This window comes from Streptomyces sp. NPDC001770, assembly GCF_053596135.1.
In genome coordinates this window covers 264,687-281,737 of record NZ_JBSFFN010000005.1, presented here as the reverse complement: position 1 = coordinate 281,737, position 17,051 = coordinate 264,687, and the positions used below count along the sequence as shown (strand labels likewise).

General features: G+C 71.0%; 15 protein-coding genes and 2 pseudogenes. 4 read left to right on the top strand and 13 right to left on the bottom strand.

What is annotated here, in order from left to right; all coding sequences use genetic code 11:
* Positions 1-6 precede the first annotated feature (6 nt).
* From ACWCSV_RS07715 to ACWCSV_RS07705, 3 genes and pseudogenes are all read right to left on the bottom strand, one after another.
* On the bottom strand, positions 7-1,386 hold the full coding sequence (locus tag ACWCSV_RS07715; RefSeq protein WP_451139515.1) for a hypothetical protein: 1,380 nt from the start codon (positions 1,384-1,386) through the stop codon (positions 7-9).
* 222 nt (positions 1,387-1,608) lie between these two features.
* Positions 1,609-1,989: a PPOX class F420-dependent oxidoreductase gene (locus ACWCSV_RS07710; RefSeq protein WP_451139513.1), complete on the bottom strand. Its 381-nt coding sequence runs from the start codon at positions 1,987-1,989 to the stop codon at positions 1,609-1,611.
* A 178-nt stretch (positions 1,990-2,167) separates the two neighbouring features.
* Positions 2,168-2,413: pseudogene (locus tag ACWCSV_RS07705) on the bottom strand (helix-turn-helix domain-containing protein); the annotation flags it as partial.
* Positions 2,414-2,454: 41 nt separating this feature from the next.
* On the opposite strand from ACWCSV_RS07705, the gene map reads away from it, so the two are divergent.
* Positions 2,455-3,222 (top strand): type I methionyl aminopeptidase, encoded by a 768-nt coding sequence (map, locus tag ACWCSV_RS07700; protein ID WP_451139511.1) that lies wholly within the window; start codon positions 2,455-2,457, stop codon positions 3,220-3,222.
* 87 nt (positions 3,223-3,309) lie between these two features.
* Here the strand turns inward: map and ggt are convergent, their stop codons facing one another.
* From ggt to ACWCSV_RS07685, 3 genes are all read right to left on the bottom strand, one after another.
* Positions 3,310-5,121 carry a gamma-glutamyltransferase gene (gene ggt, locus ACWCSV_RS07695; protein WP_451139509.1) on the bottom strand — a complete coding sequence of 604 codons (1,812 nt, stop codon included), beginning with the start codon at positions 5,119-5,121 and terminating at the stop codon, positions 3,310-3,312.
* Between the two features lie 215 nt (positions 5,122-5,336).
* The gene (locus ACWCSV_RS07690; RefSeq protein ID WP_451139507.1) at positions 5,337-5,768 is read right to left on the bottom strand and encodes a DoxX family protein; all 432 of its coding nucleotides are present in this window, start codon (positions 5,766-5,768) and stop codon (positions 5,337-5,339) included.
* 211 nt (positions 5,769-5,979) lie between these two features.
* Positions 5,980-7,422 carry a cellulase family glycosylhydrolase gene (locus tag ACWCSV_RS07685; protein ID WP_451139505.1) on the bottom strand — a complete coding sequence of 481 codons (1,443 nt, stop codon included), beginning with the start codon at positions 7,420-7,422 and terminating at the stop codon, positions 5,980-5,982.
* A 628-nt stretch (positions 7,423-8,050) separates the two neighbouring features.
* Between ACWCSV_RS07685 and ACWCSV_RS07680 the strand changes: the two genes are divergently transcribed.
* On the top strand, positions 8,051-9,199 hold the full coding sequence (locus ACWCSV_RS07680; protein WP_451139503.1) for a lytic polysaccharide monooxygenase auxiliary activity family 9 protein: 1,149 nt from the start codon (positions 8,051-8,053) through the stop codon (positions 9,197-9,199).
* A gap of 159 nt (positions 9,200-9,358) precedes the next feature.
* Positions 9,359-10,102, top strand: a pseudogene (locus tag ACWCSV_RS07675) (hypothetical protein).
* A gap of 576 nt (positions 10,103-10,678) precedes the next feature.
* Here the strand turns inward: ACWCSV_RS07675 and ACWCSV_RS07670 are convergent.
* The 5 genes from ACWCSV_RS07670 to ACWCSV_RS07650 all read right to left on the bottom strand — a co-directional run bounded on the left by ACWCSV_RS07670 (position 10,679) and on the right by ACWCSV_RS07650 (position 14,454).
* On the bottom strand, positions 10,679-11,542 hold the full coding sequence (locus tag ACWCSV_RS07670; RefSeq protein ID WP_451139501.1) for an amino acid ABC transporter permease: 864 nt from the start codon (positions 11,540-11,542) through the stop codon (positions 10,679-10,681).
* Positions 11,539-12,183: an amino acid ABC transporter permease gene (locus tag ACWCSV_RS07665; RefSeq protein WP_386892440.1), complete on the bottom strand. Its 645-nt coding sequence runs from the start codon at positions 12,181-12,183 to the stop codon at positions 11,539-11,541. Before ACWCSV_RS07665 ends, ACWCSV_RS07670 begins: the two co-directional genes overlap by 4 nt.
* A gap of 13 nt (positions 12,184-12,196) precedes the next feature.
* A complete protein-coding gene (locus tag ACWCSV_RS07660) occupies positions 12,197-13,108 on the bottom strand; it encodes a glutamate ABC transporter substrate-binding protein (protein WP_451139499.1) in 912 nt (303 codons plus the stop codon).
* Positions 13,109-13,122: 14 nt separating this feature from the next.
* Positions 13,123-13,866 carry an amino acid ABC transporter ATP-binding protein gene (locus ACWCSV_RS07655; RefSeq protein WP_451139497.1) on the bottom strand — a complete coding sequence of 248 codons (744 nt, stop codon included), beginning with the start codon at positions 13,864-13,866 and terminating at the stop codon, positions 13,123-13,125.
* Positions 13,867-14,013: 147 nt separating this feature from the next.
* On the bottom strand, positions 14,014-14,454 hold the full coding sequence (locus tag ACWCSV_RS07650; RefSeq protein WP_451139495.1) for a DUF6278 family protein: 441 nt from the start codon (positions 14,452-14,454) through the stop codon (positions 14,014-14,016).
* A gap of 109 nt (positions 14,455-14,563) precedes the next feature.
* On the opposite strand from ACWCSV_RS07650, the gene ACWCSV_RS07645 reads away from it, so the two are divergent.
* Positions 14,564-15,343, top strand: coding sequence for an SDR family NAD(P)-dependent oxidoreductase (locus ACWCSV_RS07645; RefSeq protein WP_451139493.1), 780 nt, complete (start codon positions 14,564-14,566; stop codon positions 15,341-15,343).
* 59 nt (positions 15,344-15,402) lie between these two features.
* Here ACWCSV_RS07645 and ACWCSV_RS07640 read toward each other — a convergent pair whose 3' ends face one another.
* Positions 15,403-16,140 carry a Clp protease N-terminal domain-containing protein gene (locus tag ACWCSV_RS07640; RefSeq protein ID WP_451139491.1) on the bottom strand — a complete coding sequence of 246 codons (738 nt, stop codon included), beginning with the start codon at positions 16,138-16,140 and terminating at the stop codon, positions 15,403-15,405.
* Between the two features lie 128 nt (positions 16,141-16,268).
* On the bottom strand, positions 16,269-17,048 hold the full coding sequence (locus tag ACWCSV_RS07635) for an exodeoxyribonuclease III (protein ID WP_451139489.1): 780 nt from the start codon (positions 17,046-17,048) through the stop codon (positions 16,269-16,271).
* Positions 17,049-17,051 lie beyond the last annotated feature (3 nt).

Genomic DNA, 17,051 nt, shown 5'->3' with positions numbered 1-17,051 from the left:
GGAGCGTCAGACACCGGGGATGCCCGCGACCCGCAGGGCGTGCACCAGGTCCCACTCCCGGGCCGCCGACACCCCGCGGGCCGCCGCGAGCAGTTGCGGCACGAGGTGGGCCGGCCCCGCCCCGGCGATCCGTGCGGCCTCGTGCGGGGACCTGACGCGGACGAAGGCGCCCAGCAACTCCTCCGCCTCCGCCTCGCGGCCCGCCAGGTCCAGCGCGACCGCCGCGTCGGCGATCTCCTCGGCCGTCCGGGAGGCGCCCTGCCGCAGAAGGTGCCCGCAGTCCTCGTCGCGCCCGGCCTCCGCGAGAGCGCCGACCGCCGCCGCCAGCCCGGTGGGCGGCAGCGAGGACATCTCCCACAACAGGGTGGCCCAGTCGGCGTCGAGGCCGGCGAGCCCCAGCGCCACGGCGAGTACCGGCAGCCGCTCGGCCGGCCAGGCGGCCGCCTCGCAGAGCACGGCGTACGCCTCTCCCGTACGCCCCTCCGCGCGCATCGCCAGGAGCAGCGCGACCACGTCGGCCGCCGCCCGCACCGCCGCCAGGTCGGCGGCGGGGGCCGATTGCGGCGTCTCGGCGCTCTCCTCCGCCTCGCGGGAGGCGCCGCCGAAGCGGGCCCCCCGGGGTTTCGGGGCGGACGGCGCGACGGAGGGCAGCAACGGGAGCATCGAGGGTGCGGGCGCGGCCCCGTCGTCGGCCTCCAGACCGGCGAACCGGGCGCCCCTCGGCTTGGCGCGCACGGGCTTCGGCGCGGGGGCGGCGGGTTCGGGGCCGGTGGGGTTTCGCGGTGCGGGCACGGTGGGAGGCGAACCGGCTTGCTTCGTACGGGCGTTCGCCGTACCCCGTTCCCGTACGGCGGGTCCGGCGGCCTCCTCGTACGGGCTCGCCTCCTCCCGGAACCAGTCGCGAGGGGCCGTGATCGCGGCGAGGCGGCTGCGGAGTTCGGCGCACCGCGCGGAGGCGCGCCTGTGGTCGTCCTGGGCCCAGGCGAGCGCCTGCCGGTCGGGCTGTGCGCCGCCCGCCTCCGCGGCGCGCACCCGCCGGGCGGCCTCCTCCCGCTCACGGGCCATTAACTCCAGCCGTTGGTGCAGCTCTTGGCGCCCTCCGGGGCGCCGGTCGTGGGCCGCCGCCGACGCGGCGTAGAGCGAGGCGGCGCGCACGGACTCCTGTTCGGCGCGCTGCGTACCGTAGGAGGCTGCCAGATCCTGGAGGAGTGACTCGACCACGTCCCAGGGCGGGATCTCGACCCCCTCGAAGCAGGCCCGCATCCCGGCGGGATCGCGTCGGGTGAAGACCCCGTACCAACCGCTTCCGGGGTCCAGACGGGCGGCCAGATCCCCCAGGAACCGCGCGAACACGTCCACTTCGACCACTTGCTGATGCACCGTCATCGCCGCCCTCGTCGGCCCTCGGCTGGAGCCCTCCAGTCAGCTCGCATTCGACCGCAGCCGTGTTACGGCGCGGCTACGCCCGTTTTTCAAGCAGGTGGTGTCCGGTGGATCATGGGCGGGGCCGTGACGTCCGGCCTTGCTCCGCCGGGCACCGCCTCGGGAGGCGCCGGAACCGCGAACCGCACGACAGCGCGGCTGCGCGCCCCGGGGCCGGGCACCCCCTCAGAAGGTCACGGCGATTCCGGTGTGGGGCCGCTTTCCGAGCCGTACGACCATGGCCGGCCAGTCGACCAGCCAGAACTTCCAGGTGTACTTGCGGGACAGCGCCTTGCGTACGGTCGCCATGTCCGGCCCCTCGACGAGCCGGGCGGTCCCCTCCGCGCTCGGCGCGCCTTCGGCGACCCGTCCCTTGACGTCGCAGACGGTGACCCGGACCCGGGAGGTGCGGCGCAGCCGCTTCACCTTCCACGAGTCGGAGCGGGTCCAGACGTAGAGCGTCCCGCCGTCGGCCGCGGCCCATACGGGAGTGGCGACGGGGGTGCCGTCCTTGCGGTAGGTGGTCAGGCTGACGTACTCGCTGCGGGCGAAGTCCTGGAGAGTCACGCCCCGAGCCTACGGGCTGCCCGTCGGACCCGAGCGCCGCCCGTCAGGCCCCCAGCGGCAGCAGCTCACCGGCCGGCACGGCCGGCACCTCCCCCACCGCGCCGGACTCCACCGCGCGGGCCTCCACCGCGCGGGCCTCCTCGGCACCGCCCTCCCCGGCACCGCTCTCTTCGGCACCGGCCTCTTCGGCGCAGCCCGCGAGGATCTCGTCCAGGGTCAGCCCGAGGGCGGCGGCGATGGCCGCCACCGTGAAGAAGGCGGGCGTCGGGGCCCGGCCCGTCTCGATCTTGCGGAGGGTTTCGGCGGAAAGGCCGGCGCTCGCCGCGACGGCGACCATGCTGCGCCCACCGCGAGCCTCACGGAGCAGGATGCCGAGCCGCTCGCCGCGGCGGCGCTCTTCGGGTGTCAGGGGCGTACGAACCATGCCGTCATTCTAATACCGCATTGACCGGTATAGTAATTGGCATGGTGCAACTCAAGACGGACAGGTCCATAGCCGCCATGCGCGAGGCCGGCCGGGTCGTGGCACAGATGCTGAGCGCAGCGCGCGAGGCGGCGCGGATCGGTGTGAGCCTGCGCGAGATCGACGCCGTGGCACACGAGGTGCTGCGCGGGGCGGGCGCGGGGTCGCCCTTCCTCCACTACCACCCCCACTTCGCGCCGGTCCCCTTCCCCGCGGTGATCTGCGCGTCGGTGAACGACGCGATCGTGCACGGTGTCCCGGGCGGCTACCGGCTGCGCGACGGGGACCTGGTCAGTATCGACGCGGGCGCGACGCTGGACGGCTGGGCCGGTGACTCCGCGATCAGCTTCACCGTGGGCCGTGCGCGGCCGGCCGACACCCTGTTGATCGACACCGCGTACGCGGCGCTGGACGCGGGGATCGCGGCGGCCGTCGTCGGCAACCGCATCGGCGACATCGCGCACGCGATCGGCACCGTCTGCCGCGCGGCGGGGTACGGCATCCCCGAGGGGTTCGGCGGGCACGGCATCGGCCGGGCCATGCACGAGGACCCCTCCGTTCCGAACGAGGGGCACCCGGGGCGGGGGCTCCCCCTGCGCCACGGGATGGTGCTGGCGATCGAGCCGATGCTGATCGCCGGCGGCGGGGACCACTTCCGGCCGGACCAGGACGGCTGGACGCTCCGGACCACCGACGGCAGCCGGGCCGCCCACGCCGAACACACGGTGGCCATCACCGACGACGGCCCCCGCATCCTGACGGCGCTCTGACCACCGCGGTGGGTGGCCCGTACGAGGCACGGGCCACCCACCGCAGCCGTTGACCGGCGCCGGTCGTCGATCAGCGCCGGCTCTTGATCAGCGTCGCCCGTCGCTCGGCGTCACCACCATCGCCGAGCCGCCGCCCCGGCGTACCGGCTCGGCCGCCGCCAGCCACCGCCCGTCGGGCAGCCGCTCGACCCCGGTGGCCGCACCGATCTCCGGATTCAGCTTGAACACGTGTCCGAGGGACTCCAGTTGGGCTCTCAAAGGGCTGTCCCAGAGTGCGGGTTCGATCTCGGTGGCCGCCGCGTTGCGCTGACTGGCGCGGGGTGCGGCGATGGCGTCGACGAGCGGCAGCCCGCGGTCGAGCCGGCCGGTCAGGGTCTGGAGCACGGTGGTGATGATGGTGGCCCCACCGGGCGATCCGAGCGCCAGCACCGGCTTCCCGTGGTCGAGGACGATCGTCGGCGAGATCGACGAGCGCGGGCGCTTGCCCGGACCGGGCAGGTTCGGGTCGTGCACGGCCGGGTTGGCGGGCGCGAAGGAGAAGTCCGTCAGCTCGTTGTTGAGCAGGAATCCACGTCCGGGCACCGTGATGCCGCTGCCGCCGGTCGACTCGATGGTGAGGGTGTAGGCGACGACGTTGCCCCACTTGTCGGCAGCCGTGAGGTGCGTGGTGTTCTCCCCCTCGTACGTCGTCGGGGCGGCGGCCCCGCCCGTCGCGCAGGGCGTCGGGGAGCTCGGGTCACCGGGGGCCAGCGGGCTGGTCAGCACGGCGTCGTCGCGGATGAGGCAGGCGCGCGAGTCGGCGAACCGCCGGCTGAGCAGTCCGGCCGTGGGCACGTCCTCGAACGCGGGGTCGCCGACCCAGCGCCCCCGGTCCGCGAAGGCGATCCGGCTCGCCTCGATGAACCGGTGCAGGTACTGCGCCTGGCTCGCCTTGGAGAGGTCGGTGGACTCCAGGATGTTGAGGGCCTCGCCGACGCTGGTCCCGCCGGACGAGGAGGGCGCGATGCCGTAGACGTCGAGCCCCCGGTAACCCACCCTGGTCGGCGCCTGCTTCAGCGCCCGGTACGCCTTGAGGTCCTGGGTACTCAGATCCCCGGCCCGGGCGACACGGCCGGACGCCGGGTCGACGGGAGGCCTCCGCACGGTGCGCACGATGTCCTTCGCCAGGTCGCCCCGGTAGAGCTCCTCGACGCCTTCGCGGCCGAGCTTCTCGTACGTACGGGCCAGGTCCGGGTTCTTGAACACCGAGCCGACGAGCGGGAGTTCGCCACCGGGCAGGAAGAGCTTCGCGGTGGCCGGGAAGTCGGCGAACCGCTCCTGGTTCCCCTCGGTCTGGCTGCGGAAGGTGCTGTCCACGACGAACCCGTCACGGGCGAGGCGCTCGGCGGGCTTCAGCAGGGTGCCGAGCGACTTGGTGCCCCAGGTGTCGAGCGCCTTGTCCCAGGTGGCGGGGGTGCCGGGGGTGCCGATGCTGAGACCGCTGGTGACGGCGTCGTTGAAGGCGAGCGGTTTGCCGTCCTCCAGGAAGAGCGAGGAGTCGGCGCTGCGGGGCGCCGTCTCGCGGCCGTCGATGGTCTGCACGGTACGGGACTTGGCGTCGTAGTAGACGAAGTACCCGCCACCGCCGATCCCGGCCGAGTACGGCTCGCTCACGCCGAGCGCGGCGGCCGTCGCCACCGCCGCGTCCACCGCGTTGCCGCCCTTGCGCAGCACCTCGATACCGGCCGCGGTGGCGTCCGCGTCCACGCTGGCCACCGCTCCCCCGTACCCGGCGGCCACCGGCGTCTTGGCCGGTAAGCCGGGCCGCGGCGACGATCCGGCGGGGGCTGCCGCCCCGACGGACGCCACCACGGCGAGCACTGCCAGGACCGATACGTTCCGTCCGACAGGACGACGCATGCGTACCTCCAGTTGACGATCGTCGGCGCAGACTAACCCTGGGCGGACCGGATCGTCAGGACCGCCTCGAACGGTTACCCGGATGCCCGCTACTGCCTGCGGCCGTGCCTGACGACGCACGCGACGGGCCTCTCTCCCGATCCCCGGGCCACGACCGCGCGGTTGACCGGAGCCACGGAGGGATCGGGGGGGGGAGGCTGACGCCGGAAAACGGCTCAGCGCCGTGCGAGCGGGACCTCCGCCCGGGTGTCCTCGCTTCGCGCCAGCACCTGGTCCAGGGCCCAACGGCCCGGCCCCAGAGCCGCGATGAGAAGAAACGCCCAGCAGAACATCGCGGCCGCCTCCCCACCGTTCTCGATGGGCAGAAGCGCGGACGTCTGGTGGACGCTGAAGTAGGCGTACGCCATCGAGCCGGAGCAGATCACCGCTGTTGCCCGGGTGCCGTAGCCCACGAGCACCAGAATGCCTCCGGCTAACTGGATGAGCGCGGCCCACCAGCCGGGCCACTCCCACAGGCGCGGGGACGCGCCGTGGGGGCCGCCGAACACGCCGAACAGGGCCGCCGCTCCATGGCAGGCGAACAGCAACCCTACGACGACGCGGAACAGACCGAGTACACCGTCACGGTTCTTGTCGAGCAGACCCATTGGTTTCCTCACTCTCGTGTGATCCCGGACCGGGACGTCCGTCCGGAAAGGCGGGGGCCGTCGGGTGCGTTCCGACACCCCACGTCCGACGCGGCATGGAAGGGGCGGCGCCGTGACGGGGCTTCGGCACGGCCGGAGCCCCGTCACGGGCCGACGGGCAGGTACAGCGGATGGATCAGTGGATGGACCAGCCGCCGAGTCAGCTGCTGGATCAGCTGGTGGGGAAGTTGTCGGAGGTGCTGATCCGGCTCTTGAGCAGCGTGCCCGACTCGGTCAGCACGCCACTGCTGCTGTAGTCGCTGCCGTCACAGGTGCCGGGCTGGAACGCCGCACTGCTTTCGGGGGCGTCGCTGTAGGTCCAGTTCGCGTAGCCGATCTTCAGCCGGTCGAGCAGGTCCAGCCAGGCCGTGGTGCTCGTCCGGTCCAGCGCGCCGCCACCGGTGGCGCTGACAGTTCCGAACTCCGTCACGAACATCGGGAGTTGGGTGGCCGCCCGGCTCAGCACGGCACGGTAGTTGTCCTTGTGGCTCGCGGCGTAGAAGTGGAACGCGTACATGATGTTGGCGGCATTGACGGGGTTGTTGACGACCTCGCTCTCACTGGAGCCGTCGGAGACGCCCAGCGAGGACCAGCCGCGGGTACCGACGACGACGACCGCGTCCGGGTCGGCGGCCCTGATCACCGGGATGACCTGCTCGGCGTAGCTCTTGATGGCCGTCCAGCTCACACCGTTGGGCTCATTTGCGATCTCGTAGATCACGTTCTTCTTGTTCGCGTTGCGGGCCGCGACGGACGCGAAGAAGGTCTTGGCGCGCGCGAGGTTGTAGTTCGGGTCACCCGGCGTCAGGGTGTGGAAATCGATCATCGCGTACAGGCCACGGGCTTCGGCCATGTCGACGATGCTGTTCACCCGGCTGGTGAAGCCCGCCGGGTCGGTCTCGTAGCCTTCTTCCTGCACGTACATGGCCACGCGCAGCAGGTCCGCCTTCCAGTCCTGCGCCAGCGCGTCCATGGACGCGCCGTTGTAGCACGCGCTGAACCACTGGATGCCGTGCGTGCTCATCCCCCGCAACTGGATGGGGCGGTTGTACTGGTTGCAGAGATTCACGCCGCAGACGTGCACCGGTCCGTTGATGCCCACGGGGGTGCCGGTGCTCGGATCGGGAGTCGGGGTGGGGGTCGGGGTGGGCGTCGGGGTGGGCGTCGGGGTGGGCGTCGGGGTCGGGGTGGGCGTCGGGGTTCCGCCGCCGATCGAGCCCGTGCAGGCGACGCCGTTGAGCGCGAACGCGGTGGGCTTCGGGTTGGCACCCGTGAAGGAACCGGTGAATCCCACGTCGGCCGCCGCGCCGGTGGCCAGCGCGCGGTTCCAGTCGAGGCCGGCGGCGGTGACCGTGGAACCGGACTGCGCCCAGGTGGCGTTCCAGCCCTGGACGAGCTTCTGCCCCGCGTCCGGCAGAGCGAATGTGAGCGTCCACGCGGAGACGGGCTCGCCCAGGTTGGTGATCTTCACGCCGGCCTGGAATCCGCCCTGCCACTGGCTGGCGACCGTGTAGTCGACCTTGCATCCGGCGGCGGCCACCGCCTGAGGGCTGAACAGAGCCGCGAGGCCCAGGACCGTCGCGCAGGTCGCCAGTAGAGCCAGAAGGCGTTTCACAGCATTTCTCCTCGTGCGCAGGGGGTTACGCGATGGGAGCGCTCCCGCAGCGCGCCGCCCCGAAGGCGGTCCATTCCGCCCGATCAGCGGAACCAGTCCTGGAACGGGACCGTGCGGGCGGACCGCTCGTCGCCGTGACAGCGCCTGCGGGCCGATCGCGCCGGTCTCAAGATCTTCGGGGTGCACCGCTGCGGCAGGCGCGCGTGGTCGCGTACCGGAAAGACTGATGTGGGAGCGCTCCCAATCTCGGGGTCGCGCGACGCACCGTCAAGCTCTTGGACACGATTCGCCGCCGCCCGTACCCGCGAAAAGTTTCGGACCAGGCACTCCACCCCACCCCTCGACCATTCCCGTCCGATGGGTTGTCAGGGGCATGGCGCGCTTCTACAGTGCTTGTGAACCTGTTATGGGAGCGCTCCCAAAACGGGCGGTGGGGGGCTCCCGATGCACTGGTTCGCCCTGTCCAGCCACCCCTCGCATGCGGCTGTCCCACGGCCCGGTCGCCGCGAGCACTCGACGCTGTACCCGCTCGGCCCCGCAGCCTCTTGCCCCGGAAAGCCGCCCCGTGACGAGCACAGGAGACAGGCCCCACTCGAAGGCAACCCCCACCAAGGCACTGGAGACTTCCATGGCTCAACGCAAGAATCGACTCGTCGCCCTGATGGCGGCGCTCGCGACACTGCTCGGCGGGATCACCCTGGTCCTCCTGGGCCAGGGCAGCGCGCAGGCGCACGGCGTGGCGATGGCACCGGGGTCGCGGACCTACCTCTGCTGGCTGGACGCCAAGACCAGCACCGGCTCCTTGGACCCGACGAACCCGGCGTGCAAGGCCGCGCTCGCCGAGAGCGGCGCGAACTCGCTGTACAACTGGTTCGCCGTGCTCGACTCCAACGCCGGTGGCCGGGGGGCCGGTTACGTCCCGGACGGAACGCTGTGCAGCGCCGGTAACCGGTCGCCGTACAACTTCACCGGCTACAACGCCGCTCGCTCGGACTGGCCGCGCACGCACCTGACGTCCGGCAGGACGATCGAGGTCGATCACAGCAACTGGGCAGCGCACCCGGGCGAGTTCCGGGTGTACGTGTCCAAGGCCGGCTACTCGCCCAGCACCGAACTGGGCTGGGACGACCTGGAGCTGATCCAGACCGTCGCCAACCCGCCGGCTATTGGATCACCGGGCACGGACGGCGGCCACTACTACTGGAACACGACCCTGCCGTCGGGCCGCTCGGGTGACGCGGTGATGTTCATCCAGTGGGTCCGCTCGGACAGCCAGGAGAACTTCTTCTCCTGCTCCGACATCGTCTTCGACGGCGGCAACGGTGAGGTGACCGGGATCCGCGGCGCGGGCAGCACCCCGACTCCGACCCCGACGCCCACCCCCACTCCCACGCCCACCCCGACGCCCACCCCCACTCCCACGCCCACCCCGACGCCCACGTCGACTCCGACGCCCACCGACCCGCACACCGGTTGCATGGCCGTCTACAGCGTGACCAACTCCTGGAGCGGCGGTTTCCAGGGCTCCGTCGAGGTCATGAACCACGACACGACGGCGCGTGACGGCTGGGCCGTGAAGTGGACGCCCGGCACGGGCACCAAGGTGAGCCAAGTGTGGAACGGTGCGCTGACCACCGGGTCCGACGGCAGTCTGACGGTCAAGAACGTCGACTACAACCGGACCATCCCGGCGGGCGGCAGCGTCACCTTCGGCTTCACGGCGACATCGACCGGCAACAACTTCCCCATCGGCTCGATCGGCTGCGTCAACCCGTAGCCGCTGAAGGAAGCAGCGCCGGTTCCCGCACCACGCGGGGACCGGCGCTGTCGTGCCCGGGCACCGGGGGTCGCAGGCTCACCGGCCCCGGCCCCCGCCCGGACGGATCGTCAGGACCGCCTCGAACAGGCACCGGGATACCCGTTACTATCCCCGGCCATGACCGACGACGTACGCAACATCGTGCTGGGCGTCATGGCCGCAGGGATAAGCGCCGCTCTCGGCTGGCTCGCGCGCACCTACCTCTGGCGCCGCAAACTCCGCCGCAAGCAGGCCTTCTTCGGGCTTCCTGCCAACTCCGAATGCCTGCTGGTCGTCAACCGGGACCCGGGGACGGACGGCGCGGTGCACCGCCACGACGTCTTCGCCCTGCTGGAGCTGTCGGCGATGATCAAGGAGTGCGGGGCGCACGCGCAGATCCTCTCGCACGACACGGCTCGCCAGGGCTTCGGCGAGCGTACGGAGTACTGCGTCGGCGGTCCGGGCTCCAACCGGCGCATGGCCGCACACCTCCAGTCGCTGCTGCCCGGCGTGCGGGTGAACACCGACCGCGAACCGGGCCCGGACCGGGCCTCCTTCCGCATCGGGTCGGAGTACTACCCCATGGAGAACGGCTCCCTGGAACACGTACTGCTGGCCCGTCTGAGCATCGGCCGGGAGGCGCGTCCGGTATTCCTCCTCTGCGGCCAGCGAGCGATCACCAACCAGGCGGCCGCCCGCCATCTCGCCCGCAACTACGAGAAGTTGGCACGCACCTAACGTGATTCGACCTTCTGCCTGCTGCTGAAGGTCGTCAACTCCGAGGCGTACGGCCCCGACATGGTGGAGTTGGTCGCGGACGTGACGCGCGCCGCGCAGACCCCCCTCCCGGCGGCGGCCCCCGCCGCCGCAGCCACCGACTGAGCGGAGCGGGACAGGCCCGCACACACGGCAGGCGGGCCGTCGTCGTGGCCGCACGACGACGGCCCGGTCACACCGCGTCGGAGCGGCGGCATCCCGCAGGCGGAAGGCCTACGGCGAGGGCGTGGCGGAGGCGCTCCCACAGGGGAGTCCGCCTTGACCGCGCCCGGGTCACCACCTCGCCCCGATGAGTCATGTACTCGTCAGGATCGGGACTCGCCGGCCGAAGTCACGTACCTCGTTCCGAGCGTGGTTCTGTTCCTGTCGAAGAGAGCGTGGTCCCGTCCCTGCCGAAGGCGGACTGGCCGAAGTCGGGGATACCGGCAGCGCCCACACGGCGCGAACGGAGAACGGGCCTTCGTCGTGCATCCCCACGACGACGGCCCGTTCTCCGTCAACGGCACCTTCCGGTACTTCGGTTGGGCAACGCCCCCTCTGCCTTCCGGCGGGTCACCGGCGTACAGCTGACCTTCTTCCCGCAGTGGTCGGCCGGGAAATGGCTTCCCGGGCCCGGCGCGCGGGAGGTGATCTCCGGCTGCTGGCCGGCCAGGGTGTCCGAGCTCGGTCCGCCGGACACCGTCAGGGCAACAGGGGTCCAGGTCCGGCCGCGGAAACCTCCACGGCCTCCGTCTTCGGGTTGCGGCGCTGGCGCTTGGCCATCCAGGTGGCGAACCACGAGAGGAGCATGCACATCCCGATGTAGATGGGGGAGATCACCATCACGACCGGGATGAACGGCAGGTCGTAGTCGAGGTTCGAGGCGATGAGCTTACCCGCGTGGAGGAACTCCTCGTAGGTGATCAGGTATCCCAGCGAGGTGTCCTTCAACGCCACCACCAGCTGGCTGATGATGGTCGGCATCATGGCGCGCACCGCCTGGGGCGCGAGCACGGAGGCCGTGACCTGCGTCTTGCGCATCCCCAGCGCGTACGCGGCCTCCCGCTGTCCGCGCTCCACGGAGTTGATGCCCGTACGGAACACCTCGGCGAGCACCGAGCCGTTGTAGAGGGTCAGACCGGCGACCAGGGCGGGCAGCGGCTGGACCTTCAGCGCCACGAAGATGAAGAAGATCATCACCAGTACGGGCATGGCCCGGAAGAACTCGACCAGCACGGTGGCGATCCACCGGACCGGCCGGTGCACGGAGAGCCGTCCGACCGCGAGTACCGCGCCGAGTGCCAGCGAGAGCACCGCCGCGTACCCGAACGCCTTGAGGGTGTTGGCCAGTCCACGCAGCAGCAGCTCCTGGATTCCCTTGTAGGTGAAGGGATTCCACTTGGCGGCGGTGAACTGGCCGGTGTCGAGGAGGAGGTAGACGACCCATCCGACGAGAGCGGCGACCGCGATCGTGGCGGCGATCCCGTAGAGGAGGTGCCGCCTGCGGGCCTCGGGGCCCGGGATGTCGTAGAGGGCGGTGGCGGCGGGCAGGGCGTGGGTGGTCATCGGGCCACCCCCCAGCGCTTCTCCAGCACGGTGAAGAGCGCGCTGATGGCCAGGGTGATGATCAGGTAGCCGACGGCGATCCAGACGAAGGTCCAGATGATGCTGTAGCCCAGCTCGTTGAGGGTCTTGTAGGTGCCCAGCAGTTCGGTGACGCTGAACGCGCCCGCGATCGCCGAGTTCTTGGCGAGCGCGATGAGCGTCGAGCCGACCGGCGGGATCACCGAGCGGAACGCCTGGGGCAGCACCACCGTGTTCAGGGTCTGCCCGAAGGACATGCCGAGACTGCGGGCTGCCTCCCCCTGGCCGGTGGGCACGGTGTTGATGCCGGAGCGCAGCACCTCGCAGATGAACGCCGAGGTGTAGCAGCCGAGCGCCAGCACGGCGAAGACGTTGAACGGCAGCACGAGGCCGAAGCGCGGCAGTCCGAGGAGGACCGCGAAGAAGAGCAGGGTGAGCGGGGTGTTGCGGAGCACCGTCACCCAGACGGTACCGACGAGCCGGAGCGAGCCGACCGGGGCCACCCGGAAGGAGGCCATGACGAAGCCGAGCGCGAGGGCCAGGAGCGAGGCGAAGACGGTGAGTTCGAGGGTGCCGAGGAACCCTTTGCCGTAGAGCGAGAAGTTCTCTGTCAGTACGTCCATGGTGGCCGGTCCCTCAGTTCGCCGGGTAGCGGTCGATGGGCGGCGGCTTCGGCGCGGGTACGCCGGACAGCCCCAGCGTGGCTTCGAACGCCTTCTTCCAGTTGCCGTTCTTCTCGTTCTCCTCCAGTGCGTCGTTGATCGCGGCGCGCAGGGCGTTGTCGCTGCGCGGCACGCCGATGCCGTACGGCTCCTCGGAGAAGGGCTTGCCGACGACCTTCATCTCGTCCGGCGCCTTCGCCGCGAAGCCCAGCAGGATCGCGTCGTCCGTGGTGACGACGTCGACCTGGTAGGTCAGCAGGTTGTCGACGCAGACGGAGTACGTGTCGTAGGCGACCAGGTCCGCCTCGGGGTAGTCGGCGGCGATGCGCTGGTAGGGGGTGGAGCCTGCGGCCGAGCAGACCGTCTTGCCCGCCAGGTCCTGGGGTCCGTGGATGTCGTTCTCGTCGGTGCGCACCAGCAGTCCCTGTCCGGCCATGAAGTACGGGCCGGCGAACCCGACGAGCTTCTTGCGCATGTCGTTGATGGTGTAGGTACCGACGTAGTAGTCGATCTGGCCGTTCTGCAGGGCGGTTTCGCGGTTGGCCGAGGCGATGGTCTTGAACTGGATCTCCTTCGGACCGAAGCCGAGGTAGGCCGCCACCATGGTGGCGATCTCGATGTCGAATCCGGAGTAGACCCCGGTGGCCGGGTCCTTCTCGCCGAGGTAGGGCTGGTCCTCCTTGGCGCCGATCACCAGGCGGCCCCGCCGCTCGGCCCGGTTCCAGGTCTTCGACGCGGGGAGCCGGAAGCCGGTGTTCACCGTGTAGTGGGGCAGGGCTTCGGCCTTCGGCCCCTTGACCGGCGGGCTGCCCTCCTTGCCACATCCGGCGGCGAGTACCGTCAGCAGCAGACCGGCCAGCAGCGCGGTGATCTTCTTCGTACGCAACGCGGAGCCTCCCGTCAGTGCTTGAGGATCTTGGACAGGAAGTCCTTGGCGCGGTCGCTCTCGGGAGCGGTGAAGAACTCCTCCGGAGTGCGGTCCTCGACGATGCTGCCGTCGGCCATGAACACCACGCGGTTCGCGGCGGACCGGGCGAAACCCATCTCGTGGGTGACGACGACCATGGTCATTCCGTCGCGTGCCAGCTGCTGCATGACCTCCAGCACCTCGTTGATCATCTCCGGGTCGAGTGCCGAGGTCGGCTCGTCGAAGAGGAGGGCCTTGGGGTCCATGGCCAGGGCGCGGGCGATGGCCACGCGCTGCTGCTGGCCTCCGGAGAGCTGCGCGGGGAACTTGTCGGCGTGTGCGGCGAGCCCCACGCGCTCCAGCAGTTCCCGGGAACGGGCGTCGGCCTCCGGCCTCTTCCGCTTGCGCACCTTCATCTGCGCGAGGGAGACGTTGGCCAGCACGGTCTTGTGCGCGAACAGGTTGAACGACTGGAAGACCATGCCGACTTCGGCCCGGAGCTGCGCCAGCCCCCTGCCCTCCTCGGGGAGCGGCTTCCCGTCGATCGCGATCCGGCCCGACTCGATCGTCTCCAGCCGGTTGATGGCACGGCAGAGCGTGGACTTTCCGGAGCCGGAGGGGCCGATGACCACCACCACCTCCCCGCGGCCGACGGTGAGATTGATGTCCCGCAGAACGTGCAACTCTCCGAAGTGCTTGTTGACGTCCCGCAGGTCGATCAACGGATCGACGGCCATACGCTGCCCTGCCCATGTGTCGCTGTGTGTCGGCTCAGCGGAAACTATCCGCATGGGTAAGGGACTTCGCGTCCGACACGCAAACAGGGCAAAAGGCTGTTTATCTAGGTGGCGCCCGGTGGATCGGGGGCGGACACCACCCGGGCGTCACTCCTCGGCCGCCTCCGCGTACACCTGGGACAGTTCGGGGCTGCCGTAGACTGCCCAGTCCAGGCCGGCCCCGACGACGTCCACCTCCCGGCCGGATGCCAGCCGCACGACGGGCTGCCCGCTGGGCCAGACGTCCCACCGGGCGCCGGGGACCGTCCGTACCAGCACGGTGCCGAGGTAGAGGCCCGCGTCGTTCCCGAACCAGGGCGCCTCCTCCGGATCGTCGCGCCAGCGGGGCGGCAGCTGGTCCAGCGCGGTCAACGACGCCGGAGTGTCGTCCAGTTCGAGGCCGTAGTCCACCGTCCGGACACGCAGCAGCTCGCACTCGGCGAGGACTTCCGCGAGGCCGGCGGGGTTGGCCGCGGCGGTCTCCGCCAGCGTCGCCGTGCGCGTATCGCCTTGACGCTTGCGCCAGTTGTCCAAGAAGGGGATGTTCACCTCACAAGGGTCGCACCTTTGTCCCGCCGTACGCCACAGGGCGCGCGCCGTCCTGGTACGCGTGGTACCCGGCCTCGGCGGAGCACCGGCCTGACCATAGGCTGCCGGGATGAACGCACAGAACTATCTCTCCGGACTCTTCTCCCTGGAGGGCCGGACCGCCCTCGTCACCGGCGGCAGCTCCGGCATCGGCCGGGCGATCGCGGAGGCACTCGCCCGCTCGGGCGCGGAAGTCACCGTCGTGGCTCGCCGCGAGTCCGAACTGGAGGCGACGGTGAAGGAGTTGGCCGAGGCCGGCTGCCGCGCCGGCTGGGTGAGCGCCGACCTCGCCACGACCGACGGGGTCCGGCGGGCAGCCGACGCCGTGGTCGCGCGGTCCGGGGAACCGGACATCGTGGTGAACTCGGCGGGCATCAACCTGCGTCCACCGATGGGCGAGCTGGACGAGGACGTCTGGGACACCACGATGGCCATCAACCTCAAGGCCCCCTACCTGCTCGGCGAGCGGTTCGGACCGGGGATGGCGGAGCGCGGGTACGGACGCCTGATCCACATCACCTCGCAGCAGGCGCACCGGGCCTTCGTGAACAGCGGGGCTTACGGGGTCTCCAAGGGCGGGCTGGAGTCGCTCGCCCGGTCCCAGGCCGAGGCGTGGTCGCCGTACGGGGTCACCGTGAACACCTTGGTCCCCGGCTTCGTGATGACCCCGCTGAACGCCCGGCTCTCCTCCGACCCGGAGAAGGTGGCCGCGCTGGCCGCCCGCACGATGGTGGGGCGCAACGGGCTGGCCGAGGACTTCGCCGCGGCGGCGGTGTTCCTGGCCGGTCCCGGCTCGGCGTACGTGACCGGGCAGTCGCTCTTCGTGGACGGCGGGCTCTCGGTCCACTGACGTCCCCCACTTGGATCCAGGGGGCGTCCGCCGGGCGCGGGCACCCCCTGGCCTGGCGGTCAGGCGCCCGGACGGTCGCCGGCGGCCGCGCTCAGCGCCTCGGCGGCCGCTGACGCCGCCTGCTTGTCGATCCCGAGGCCGGTGAGCACCCCGGCGCCGCCCTCGTGCTCCAGAAGTGCCAGCAGGACGTGCTCGGTTCCCACGTGCGGGTGGCCGAGCCGCAGGGACTCGCGGTAGGCGAGTTCGAGGACCTTGCGGGAGCCCGCGTCGTACGGGACGAGCTCGGGAACCTCGTCGGCGGCGGGCGGCAGGGCGGCGAGGGCGGCCGCGCGCACGGCTTCCGGGGTGATCCCCTGAGCCGCGATCACCTGTGCGCCGACGCTCCCGGTGTCGGCGACGACACCCAGCACCAGGTGCGCGGGAAGAACCTCGGCGCCTCCCGCGAGACGGGCCTCGTTGTGGGCGGTGACCGCCACGTTCCGGGCGCGCGTGGTGAAGCGCGCGAACCCCTCCTTGGGATCCGGCTCGGCGGACTCGTCGGGCTTCTTGGGTACGAAGCGCTTCTGGGCCGCCTGCCGGGTCACCCCCATGCTCCTGCCGATGTCGGTCCAGGAGGCGCCCGAGCGACGGGCCTGGTCCACGAAGTGGCCGATGAGATGGTCGGCGATGTCACCGAGGTGGTCCGCCGCGACGACCGCTCCGGAGAGCTGCTCGAGGGCGTCGGTGTGGGTCTTCTTGATGGCCTCGATGAGGTCGTCGAGGCGCACGGGAGGCTTGACTGCTGCCGGTTGCGTCATGTGTCAACCTTAAGTTGACACTCGCGGGAGTGTCAACCTTCGGTTGTCAGTTGTTGTCGGTACGACGGACGGTCGGCGAGCGGCGGGGCGGCGGGCGGGCGGCGGGCGGCGGGCGGCGGGCGGCGGGCTCAGAACTCCAGGTCCACCACGACCGGTGCGTGGTCCGACGCACCCTTGCCCTTGCGCGCCTCGCGGTCGACGTAGGCGTCCTTCACGGCGGCGGTGAAAGGCGCGTTGCCGTAGGCGAGGTCGATCCGCATGCCCCTGTTCTTGGGGAAGCGGAGCTCGCGGTAGTCCCAGAAGGTGAACGGGTGGTCGTACTTCAGGGGGCGCGGCACGACGTCGCTCAGTCCCTCCTCACGCAGTGCGGCGAGGGCCTCCCGCTCGGCGGGGGTGACGTGGGTGGCGCCCTCGAAGAGGGCCGGGTCCCACACGTCCTCGTCGGTGGGCGCGACGTTGTAGTCGCCGAGCACGGCGAAGGGCCGGGAGGCCGCCGCGTCCGCGGCGACGGCGCTCCGCAGCGCTTCCAGCCAGCGCAGCTTGTACGCGTAGTGCTCGTGCGTGACCTCGCGGCCGTTGGGAACGTAGACCGACCAGAGCCGGACGGGACCGCAGGTCGCGGAGATCGCCCGGGGCTCTTCCGTGCCGTCGTACGCGGGACCGCCCGGAAGGCCGGCGACCACGTCGTCCAGGCCCACCCGGGAGATCAGCGCGACGCCGTTCCACCGGCCGGTGGCGTTCACGGCGGAGGCGTACCCCAGCTCCCGCAGTTCGTCGGCGGGGAACTGCTCGGCCGTGCACTTGGTCTCCTGGACACACAGCACGTCGGTGCCGGTGCTCTCCAGCCAGGCCAGCAGCCTCGGCAGCCGGGCGGTGATCGAGTTGACGTTCCACGTGGCGATGCGCATGGA

Excerpts from the sequence above, each read along its gene's own strand:
- ACWCSV_RS07655 (WP_451139497.1), bottom strand. The coding sequence starts at position 13,866 with ATGGCCGTCGATCCGTTGATCGACCTGCGGGACGTCAACAAGCACTTC.
- ACWCSV_RS07670 (WP_451139501.1), bottom strand. The coding sequence starts at position 11,542 with ATGACCACCCACGCCCTGCCCGCCGCCACCGCCCTCTACGACATCCCG.
- ggt (WP_451139509.1), bottom strand. The coding sequence starts at position 5,121 with ATGCGTCGTCCTGTCGGACGGAACGTATCGGTCCTGGCAGTGCTCGCC.
- ACWCSV_RS07640 (WP_451139491.1), bottom strand. The coding sequence starts at position 16,140 with ATGACGCAACCGGCAGCAGTCAAGCCTCCCGTGCGCCTCGACGACCTC.
- map (WP_451139511.1), top strand. The coding sequence starts at position 2,455 with ATGGTGCAACTCAAGACGGACAGGTCCATAGCCGCCATGCGCGAGGCC.
- ACWCSV_RS07635 (WP_451139489.1), bottom strand. The coding sequence starts at position 17,048 with ATGCGCATCGCCACGTGGAACGTCAACTCGATCACCGCCCGGCTGCCG.
- ACWCSV_RS07665 (WP_386892440.1), bottom strand. The coding sequence starts at position 12,183 with ATGGACGTACTGACAGAGAACTTCTCGCTCTACGGCAAAGGGTTCCTC.
- ACWCSV_RS07680 (WP_451139503.1), top strand. The coding sequence starts at position 8,051 with ATGGCTCAACGCAAGAATCGACTCGTCGCCCTGATGGCGGCGCTCGCG.
- ACWCSV_RS07715 (WP_451139515.1), bottom strand. The coding sequence starts at position 1,386 with ATGACGGTGCATCAGCAAGTGGTCGAAGTGGACGTGTTCGCGCGGTTC.
- ACWCSV_RS07690 (WP_451139507.1), bottom strand. The coding sequence starts at position 5,768 with ATGGGTCTGCTCGACAAGAACCGTGACGGTGTACTCGGTCTGTTCCGC.
- ACWCSV_RS07645 (WP_451139493.1), top strand. The coding sequence starts at position 14,564 with ATGAACGCACAGAACTATCTCTCCGGACTCTTCTCCCTGGAGGGCCGG.